Below are 8,852 nucleotides of genomic sequence, written 5' to 3' on the forward strand. Positions count from 1 at the left end.
ACCGGTCATGCTGCTGACGATCGACGTGGGCAACACGCACACCGTCCTGGGACTGTTCGACGGCGAGGAGATCGTCGAACACTGGCGCATCTCCACGGACGCGCGCCGCACGGCCGACGAGCTCGCGGTCCTCCTCCAGGGCCTCATGGGCATGCACCCGCTGCTCGGCGACGAGCTGGGCGACGGCATCGACGGCATCGCCATCTGCGCGACGGTCCCGTCCGTCCTGCACGAACTGCGCGAGGTCACCCGCCGCTACTACGGGGACGTGCCGGCGGTCCTCGTCGAACCGGGCGTGAAGACGGGCGTCCCGATCCAGTTCGACAACCCCAAGGAGGTCGGCGCCGACCGCATCATCAACGCGGTCGCGGCGAACGAGCTGTACGGCGGACCGGCGATCGTCGTCGACTTCGGCACGGCGACGACGTTCGACGCGGTCTCCGCGCGCGGGGAGTACGTCGGCGGGGTCATCGCCCCGGGCATCGAGATCTCCGTCGAGGCGCTCGGCGTCAAGGCGGCCCAGCTGCGGAAGATCGAGGTGGCCCGGCCCCGGACGGTGATCGGCAAGAACACCGTCGCGGCGATGCAGTCGGGCATCGTGTACGGCTTCGCCGGGCAGGTCGACGGGGTCGTCAACCGCATGGCGCGGGAGCTGGCGGACGATCCCGACGACGTGACGGTGATCGCGACGGGTGGGCTGGCGCCGACGGTGCTGGGGGAGAGCTCGGTGATCGACGAGCACGAGCCGTGGCTGACCCTGATCGGGCTCCGCATGGTGTACGAGCGGAACGTGTCACGGATGTAGCGGCGGGCCGGGGCGGGGGTGGCTCCGCCCGCGGTGGTCGGCGCGCGTCCGCACCCTGACCCCTGTCAGGCGGCGCCCTCGCGCCGGTCCGAGGACGGACACCCCCGACGCGGCCCCGCACCACTCACCCACCGCAGGCGCTACCCCAGCCCTCACCGGAGGGAAAGCGGCGCCGCAGGCATAGGACAGACGGCCGAGAGCCGTACGCCGGGCACGCCCCCGCCCACCCGGGTGGCACCCGGCGCCACACCAGCACCCCATACGCCCTGTTTGTCTGATTAGCGCGTATCGTCGCAGCATGCCCACGCCCTACGGATCCCGCGGCGGCCTGGCGTTCGGCGCGGAGGAACTGCGCGTGCTCCGCCGCGCCCTCGCCCTCGCCCTGCGTCCCACCCCCGCCTCGGCCGCTGATGTCCAGGACTGCCTCCGTCTCGCCGACTCCCTCGACGAGGCGGCGCGGGAGAGTGCCCGGCTGCGCGCCTTCCTCCTGGCCGACCTGGGCCGCTACCGCGCCGCCCTCCCCGGCACCGCCGCCGGCTACCTCACGCTCCTGGAGGAGGCGCTGGGCACCGGATACCGCCCGCACCCCGACGACCTGGCCGCGCTTCGCGCCCTGCGCGGCAACCCCACCGCCGCCGCCCTGCTGGCCACCTGCGGGCGCACCCGTCTCACCGCACTCCCGGGAGGCCGGGCGGCCATCACCGCCTCCTCCGGCGAGGACCAGGAGAGCGGGCCCGCCGAAAGGCCCTCCAGGCCCCACCCCGCACCGAACCCCGCCCCCGCTCCCACGCCCGCCCCCACGCCCGGCACCCCCAAGCCCACCCGCCGCCCCGTCCCCACCCCCGGCGAGGTCTTCCCCCGCCGCAAGCCCACCCCGCCCCCGCCCGGTCAGCACCTGGCCGTGGGCTGACGGCTCCGGCTGGCTACCCTGGACTCATGGACTACGTCTCCGCGCTCCTGCCCCCGGCCGTCATGGCCGTCCTCTTCATCAGCGTCATCCGAGTGATCGTGAAGACTCAGGGCGGCGCCAACAAGGCGAAGGAGGACGCCGCCGTCGACGCGGCCCTCGCCAGGGTGGAGAACGCGGGCCCCGCCCCCAAGCCCGAGGCCTGAGCGCCCCACCCCCCGCCACCCCGCCGCACCCCAGGGCGTACGACTTCCACTCGTACGCCCTTCCTGCGCGCGTTCACCAGGATGACGCCCCGACACGCACGGGTGCGGTTCTCCCACTATTGTCTGAGTTGTGCCTCGCCCCTTGGGAGATCTCGAAGACGCGGTCATGACGCGGGTGTGGAAGTGGAACCGCCCGGTGACCGTTCGGGAAGTCCTGGAAGACCTGCAGAAGGAGCGGTCCATCGCCTACACCACGGTGATGACCGTCCTGGACAATCTCCATCAGAAGGGCTGGGTGCGCCGAGAGGCCGAAGGCCGGGCCTATCGATATGAGGCGGTCTCCACTCGCGCCGCCTACGCCGCGGCGCTGATGAACGAAGCGTGGTCGCAGAGCGACAACGCCGCGGCCGCTCTCGTCGCCTTCTTCGGCATGATGAGCGAGGAACAGCGGCAGGCTCTCACCGACGCGGTACGGATCGTCCAGCTCCCGGAAACCCCCTCGGACGAGAACCCCGGCTCCGCCGAGGGCAGCGGTGGACGATAGCGTCCGCTCATGTCCGCAGACAGTCCCGAAGCCACCGCAAATGCCATCACGGTCCGGCGGGCCCGCACCAGCGATGTACAGGCCGTGCGCCGTCTCCTTGACGCCTACGTCCGCGGGCGCATCCTGCTCGACAAAGCGACCGTGACGCTTTACGAGGACATCCAGGAGTTCTGGGTCGCGGAACGGGACGACAACGCCGAGGTGGTCGGCTGCGGCGCCCTGCACGTGATGTGGGAAGACCTCGCGGAAGTCCGCACTCTCGCCGTGAAGCCGGGCCTGAAGGGCGCCGGCGTCGGACACCGGTTGCTGGAGAAGTTGCTGGAGACGGCCCGCTGGCTCGGTGTTCGGCGCGTATTCTGCCTGACCTTCGAAGTGGACTTCTTCGTCAGGCACGGCTTCGTGGAGATCGGTGAGACCCCGGTCGACACCGATGTGTACGCGGAGCTGCTGCGTTCCTATGACGAGGGCGTCGCGGAGTTCCTCGGTCTCGAACGCGTGAAACCGAACACCTTGGGCAACAGCCGGATGCTTCTGCATCTGTGATCGCCCGGACGATTCCGCGCAACACCCCTTGCCGCGGGCCCCTATGTCCGAAACGCGCATGTTTCTGGACCCGCTGCGGGCTGCGGGTCTCTCCCAGGGGTTTGTGTTTTTACGGCAAAAGCGGTTTGCTTTCCGCAGTACTGCAGTACTGCATATAACAAGGGACGGCGATACGGCGGACGCCGCCACACCCCGGACCCTCAGGTTTTCGATGAAAGGAAATCCGGTGGCACAGAAGGTTCAGGTCCTTCTTGTCGACGACCTCGACGGCGGCGAGGCGGACGAGACCGTGACGTTCGCGTTGGACGGCAAGACGTACGAGATCGATCTCACCACCGCCAATGCGGACAAGCTCCGTGGCCTTCTCGACCCTTACGTGAAGGGCGGTCGCCGCACCGGCGGTCGCGCTTCGGGCGGCCGTGGAAAGGCGCGTGCTTCCTCCGGTGGCAGCCAGGACACCGCGGCCATCCGGGCCTGGGCGAAGGAGAACGGATACGAGGTCAACGACCGCGGCCGTGTTCCGGCGTCCATCCGCGAGGCCTACGAAAAGGCCAACGGCTGACCGTCGGCCTTTACGGCGGCGGCCGCGCACGCGCGCCGCAGCCGAACCCGGTGGATCTGTGTCGCCACGGTGTTCACCAGCCGCACGAGATCCGGGGGGCCGGCACCGTTCCCCCCGGCACCGCTCGCGCCCATCGCCGACAGCGTCGGCAGTGAGGCCCCGGCCTCGCGTTCAGGCCCGGGGGGCCGCAGCCACACGGCGGCCCCCTGCGAACCGCTCCCCGCCCGCGCCTCCGGCTCCTCCCGTGAGGCGTCCGCGCCGGCCCAGGCCTGCCCGTCCGCCCCCGTGTCGCGGCAGACGGGCCGGGGAGCCTCCATGAGGCCCCCCGCCCCGATCGCCGTCAGGTCCAGGTCCGGCGGCGCGCCCCAGTCCAGCCACTCCAGCAGTCCGGGCAGTTCGTCCGCGCTGCCCGCGGCCACCAGCAGCCGCATCCGGCCCCCGGACAGGGCCACCGGGAAGCCCCGCCCGTGGCGCCCCAGGCGGGCCAGCGCCGCGCTCCCCGCCGCGGCGGGTACGTCGAGGACGTCGAAGCGCACCCCCACCTCCAGCCGTACCGGAGTCCCGGGCACCGTGGGCCAGCCCAGCACGTCCTCGTACCAGAGCGCGAGCGGATCGTCACTCGGTGCGTGGGGCCGCCGGGGCAGGGGGACGTCGGCGGAGCGGATGCCGGCCATGCCCCGCGCAACCACGCGGGAGGCCATCGGGTTACGCTGGGTGCTCACGCGCATGCACAGGGTGTCGAACAGGGGAGCGTGAGGGGGTGCGGAGGCGCGCAAGGTTGTTCGCCCGTAGCGGAGGGAACCCGTGCACTCGGCATGGACTGTCGGTAGCAGCGGGTAAGACATCCCTAGTGGGAGGGGGCGACACACAGGTCGGCGCGTGCCCCGTTCGCCATGGGCGTACTGGCGATGGGGGTAACTGCCTGGCCTGCGGGAACATCGTCTCGCACCATCGGGTTGGAGCAGATGTCGGCGTGAGCGGGGTCAGGAGGCCATCGACGGTGTCGGCAGTTGGAATGAGCGGTCCCCGCTTGCGGGACTAAGCTGCGGAAGGACAGGGAGGGGAAGTTCCCCCCACTGCCTGACCGCTCTGAGGAGCGATTAACGATGTTCGAGAGGTTCACCGACCGCGCGCGGCGGGTTGTCGTCCTGGCTCAGGAAGAAGCCCGGATGCTCAACCACAACTACATCGGCACCGAGCACATCCTCCTGGGCCTGATCCACGAGGGTGAGGGTGTCGCCGCCAAGGCCCTTGAGAGCCTCGGGATTTCGCTCGAGGCGGTCCGCCAGCAGGTGGAGGAGATCATCGGGCAGGGCCAGCAGGCCCCGTCGGGTCACATCCCCTTCACCCCCCGTGCCAAGAAGGTCCTGGAGCTGTCGCTCCGCGAGGCCCTTCAGCTCGGCCACAACTACATCGGCACGGAGCACATCCTGCTCGGCCTGATCCGTGAGGGCGAGGGCGTCGCCGCCCAGGTCCTGGTCAAGCTGGGCGCCGATCTGAACCGTGTGCGGCAGCAGGTCATCCAGCTGCTCTCCGGTTACCAGGGCAAGGAGACCGCCACCGCCGGCGGTCCTGCCGAGGGCACCCCCTCCACGTCCCTGGTCCTCGACCAGTTCGGCCGGAACCTCACCCAGGCCGCCCGTGAATCCAAGCTCGACCCGGTCATCGGGCGCGAGAAGGAGATCGAGCGGGTCATGCAGGTGCTGTCCCGCCGCACCAAGAACAACCCGGTGCTGATCGGTGAGCCCGGCGTCGGCAAGACCGCCGTCGTCGAGGGTCTCGCCCAGGCCATCGTCAAGGGCGAGGTGCCCGAGACCCTCAAGGACAAGCACCTCTACACCCTGGACCTCGGTGCCCTGGTCGCCGGCTCCCGCTACCGCGGTGACTTCGAGGAGCGCCTGAAGAAGGTCCTCAAGGAGATCCGCACCCGCGGCGACATCATCCTGTTCATCGACGAGCTGCACACGCTGGTCGGTGCGGGTGCCGCCGAGGGCGCCATCGACGCCGCTTCCATCCTGAAGCCCATGCTGGCCCGCGGTGAGCTGCAGACGATCGGTGCGACCACGCTGGACGAGTACCGCAAGCACCTGGAGAAGGACGCGGCCCTCGAGCGCCGCTTCCAGCCGATCCAGGTCGCCGAGCCGTCCCTGCCGCACACGATCGAGATCCTCAAGGGCCTGCGCGACCGTTACGAGGCGCACCACCGCGTCTCCATCACGGACGAGGCCCTGGTCCAGGCCGCCACCCTGGCCGACCGCTACATCTCGGACCGCTTCCTGCCGGACAAGGCGATCGACCTGATCGACGAGGCCGGTTCCCGGATGCGCATCCGCCGGATGACCGCGCCGCCGGACCTGCGCGAGTTCGACGAGAAGATCGCCGGTGTCCGCCGGGACAAGGAGTCCGCGATCGACTCGCAGGACTTCGAGAAGGCCGCCTCGCTGCGCGACAAGGAGAAGCAGCTCCTCGCCGCCAAGGCGAAGCGGGAGAAGGAGTGGAAGGCCGGCGACATGGACGTCGTCGCGGAGGTCGACGGCGATCTGATCGCCGAGGTCCTCGCCACCGCCACCGGCATCCCGGTCTTCAAGCTGACCGAGGAGGAGTCCAGCCGTCTGCTCCGCATGGAGGACGAGCTGCACAAGCGGGTCATCGGCCAGAACGACGCCGTCAAGGCGCTGTCGAAGGCGATCCGCCGTACCCGTGCGGGTCTGAAGGACCCGAAGCGTCCGGGTGGCTCGTTCATCTTCGCCGGCCCGTCCGGTGTCGGTAAGACGGAGCTGTCCAAGGCGCTCGCCGAGTTCCTCTTCGGTGACGAGGACGCGCTGATCTCCCTCGACATGTCGGAGTTCAGCGAGAAGCACACGGTCTCGCGTCTCTTCGGTTCGCCCCCCGGCTACGTGGGCTACGAGGAGGGCGGCCAGCTGACGGAGAAGGTGCGCCGCAAGCCGTTCTCGGTGGTCCTCTTCGACGAGGTCGAGAAGGCCCACCCGGACATCTTCAACTCGCTGCTGCAGATCCTGGAGGACGGTCGCCTGACCGACTCCCAGGGCCGGGTCGTGGACTTCAAGAACACGGTCATCATCATGACGACCAACCTCGGCACCCGGGACATCTCCAAGGGCTTCAACCTGGGCTTCGCCGCCGCGGGTGACACGAAGACCAACTACGAGCGCATGAAGAACAAGGTCCAGGACGAGCTCAAGCAGCACTTCCGGCCCGAGTTCCTCAACCGTGTCGACGACGTGGTGGTCTTCCCGCAGCTCAGCCAGGGCGACATCCTGCGGATCGTCGACCTGATGATCGACAAGGTGGACGAGCGCCTGAAGGACCGGGACATGGGCATCGAGCTCTCCCAGTCCGCCAAGGAACTGCTGTCCAAGAGGGGCTACGACCCCGTCCTGGGCGCCCGGCCGCTGCGCCGGACGATCCAGCGGGAGATCGAGGACTCGCTGTCGGAGAAGATCCTCTTCGGCGAGCTGCGCCCCGGTCACATCGTGGTCGTGGACACCGAGGGCGAGGGCGAGTCCGCCACCTTCACCTTCCGCGGTGAGGAGAAGTCGGCCCTGCCCGACGTCCCGCCGATCGAGCAGGCGGCCGGCGGGCCCGGCCCGAACCTGAGCAAGGACGCGTAGCCGCCGCGCTCGGCCCGAACGGGAAAAAGGGGTCTGCCCCGGGACACACGTCCCGGGGCAGACCCCTTTCCGCTGCCGCGGGGACGGTTCAGGAGAGCTGACCGTCGTAGTCCGGCAGCTTGAAGGTCTTCTCGGCATGGCCGCCGGACAGGTCGGTGGGGCTGTTCCCGATGTTGGCGATGATCGTGTAGCCCTTCCGCTCGATGGCGACGCGCTGGGCCGTCTTGTACTCGGCGACGTTCCTGAACAGGTCGAGGAAGCCGCGGACGTACAGGCCGGAGGACTCGTAGCCGGCCTGGTCGAGGTTCCACTCGGTGGGCGCGTGGATGATGCCGGGCCGGGCGGTCACGAAGAACAGGTCGACACCGCGCTCCTCGGCGTACCGGGCGACCTCCAGGACCGGCTCGTTGGCCGGCTGGGGGAAGCTGAAGCCGAAGTCGGTTTCCAGGGCGGTGTTGTCGATGTCGAGGACGATGGCCTGCTTCTCGCCCGGCCGGGTGTCCGCGATCCGTTGCTTCAGGTAGGGCAGGGCCTGGTCCATGACCGCCTGGCAGTCCCGCTGCCAGGTGTCGTAGTCGACGTCCTCGGCGAGGGTCACGGCCGCCGCTGTGGCGGCCGTGGGGGAGTCCGGGGAGGTCGTGGCATCGGCCGGTGCGGCCAGGGCCACCAGTGCGGTCGCGGAGACGGCGGTCACCGATACGCGGCGCAACCAGGAGCGTCGGCTTCTCATGTCGTGGGGGTCCTCTCACGTCCGTGACGCGGCCAACATGTCGTGAGCATGTTCGTGTGCGAGGGTGACGCGAGGTGAACCGTAGGGTTACCGCACGGTAGGCGCCTAGAGGCCTGCGCCACATTTCTGAAGCGGCACATGCCGCCCCCCGGTGACATGCTGCACAGGCGTTATGTCCGGTACTACCCGGAATAGTGAGAAGAGCCAGGAAACTAAATCGGACATTCTGCGCACAGGTGTGATCGATCGGCCTGAAATGGGGGTTTCGTCCACCAAAAGGCATCTGTCAAGAGATGTGCATCTCACGCCAGTTCTACGAGGTTCAGTCGTACATCACACTATTGCGGCTTTTCGGGCGGAAGGGTTACCACTGAATGGCCACCGCGGCGCGGTCCTGTGCGTCCGGTGGTTTTCGACTGTTCCCTTCCTGATGAGGTTGAGATGTCCCAGCGCGTCACGTCCCGTTCCTCCCGTACGTCCCGGATCCGCACCCGCGCGGCCCTGCTGGCCGCCGGCCTGGGGGCCTCGGTCGCACTGGGAGCCGGGGTCGCGGTCGCCGCCGACACCACGGCCGCATCCGGCGCCGCCGCTGCCGTTCAGGCGCAGGCCGCCGCCCAGGCCGAGGCCGCGAAGGTCCAGGCCGCCCAGGCCGAGAAGGCCGCCGAGGCGAAGAAGGCCGCCGGGGCGAAGAAGGCCGCGGCCGCCAAGGCGGCGAAGGCCAAGAAGGCCACCAAGGCGGCCGAGAAGAAGCAGGCGTCCTGGGTCTCCCCCGTGAAGAGCTACCAGCTCTCCGCCAGCTACGCCGCCAACGGCGGCATGTGGGCCTCGAAGCACTCCGGCCAGGACTACGCCGTCCCGACCGGCACCCCGGTCGTCGCCGTGCACGGCGGCACCGTCGTCAAGGCCGGCGGCAACGGCGCCGG

At 69.5% G+C, this 8,852-nt stretch carries 10 protein-coding genes; 8 read left to right on the forward strand and 2 right to left on the reverse strand.

What is annotated here, in order from left to right; translation table 11 throughout:
* Positions 1–7: 7 nt before the first annotated feature.
* The 6 genes from ACZ6A9_RS11660 (at position 8) to ACZ6A9_RS11685 (ending at position 3,567) form a co-directional block, all read left to right on the forward strand.
* Positions 8–805, forward strand: a complete 798-nt coding sequence (locus ACZ6A9_RS11660; protein WP_189557586.1) for a type III pantothenate kinase — start codon at positions 8–10, stop codon at positions 803–805.
* 298 nt (positions 806–1,103) lie between these two features.
* Complete coding sequence (locus ACZ6A9_RS11665; RefSeq protein WP_468982803.1) at positions 1,104–1,715, forward strand: hypothetical protein; 612 nt, start codon at positions 1,104–1,106, stop codon at positions 1,713–1,715.
* Positions 1,716–1,741: 26 nt separating this feature from the next.
* The gene (locus ACZ6A9_RS11670; RefSeq protein ID WP_468982807.1) at positions 1,742–1,918 is read left to right on the forward strand and encodes a hypothetical protein; all 177 of its coding nucleotides are present in this window, start codon (positions 1,742–1,744) and stop codon (positions 1,916–1,918) included.
* Between the two features lie 142 nt (positions 1,919–2,060).
* Complete coding sequence (locus tag ACZ6A9_RS11675; protein WP_468982810.1) at positions 2,061–2,462, forward strand: BlaI/MecI/CopY family transcriptional regulator; 402 nt, start codon at positions 2,061–2,063, stop codon at positions 2,460–2,462.
* A 9-nt stretch (positions 2,463–2,471) separates the two neighbouring features.
* On the forward strand, positions 2,472–3,005 hold the full coding sequence (locus ACZ6A9_RS11680) for an amino-acid N-acetyltransferase (RefSeq protein ID WP_228970364.1): 534 nt from the start codon (positions 2,472–2,474) through the stop codon (positions 3,003–3,005).
* A gap of 226 nt (positions 3,006–3,231) precedes the next feature.
* A complete protein-coding gene (locus ACZ6A9_RS11685) occupies positions 3,232–3,567 on the forward strand; it encodes a histone-like nucleoid-structuring protein Lsr2 (protein ID WP_004928054.1) in 336 nt (111 codons plus the stop codon).
* Here ACZ6A9_RS11685 and ACZ6A9_RS11690 read toward each other — a convergent pair.
* Positions 3,546–4,241: an SCO3374 family protein gene (locus ACZ6A9_RS11690; RefSeq protein WP_468983018.1), complete on the reverse strand. Its 696-nt coding sequence runs from the start codon at positions 4,239–4,241 to the stop codon at positions 3,546–3,548. The genes ACZ6A9_RS11685 and ACZ6A9_RS11690 overlap by 22 nt on opposite strands.
* Before the next feature lie 432 nt (positions 4,242–4,673).
* On the opposite strand from ACZ6A9_RS11690, the gene ACZ6A9_RS11695 reads away from it, so the two are divergent.
* On the forward strand, positions 4,674–7,199 hold the full coding sequence (locus tag ACZ6A9_RS11695; protein WP_468982816.1) for an ATP-dependent Clp protease ATP-binding subunit: 2,526 nt from the start codon (positions 4,674–4,676) through the stop codon (positions 7,197–7,199).
* A gap of 88 nt (positions 7,200–7,287) precedes the next feature.
* Here ACZ6A9_RS11695 and ACZ6A9_RS11700 read toward each other — a convergent pair whose 3' ends face one another.
* Positions 7,288–7,929: an HAD family acid phosphatase gene (locus tag ACZ6A9_RS11700; protein ID WP_468982820.1), complete on the reverse strand. Its 642-nt coding sequence runs from the start codon at positions 7,927–7,929 to the stop codon at positions 7,288–7,290.
* Positions 7,930–8,370: 441 nt separating this feature from the next.
* Between ACZ6A9_RS11700 and ACZ6A9_RS11705 the strand changes: the two genes are divergently transcribed.
* A partial coding sequence (locus ACZ6A9_RS11705) for a M23 family metallopeptidase (protein ID WP_468982823.1) occupies positions 8,371–8,852 on the forward strand: 482 nt, incomplete at its 3' end.

This window comes from Streptomyces sp. NPDC041124 (genome assembly GCF_055592385.1).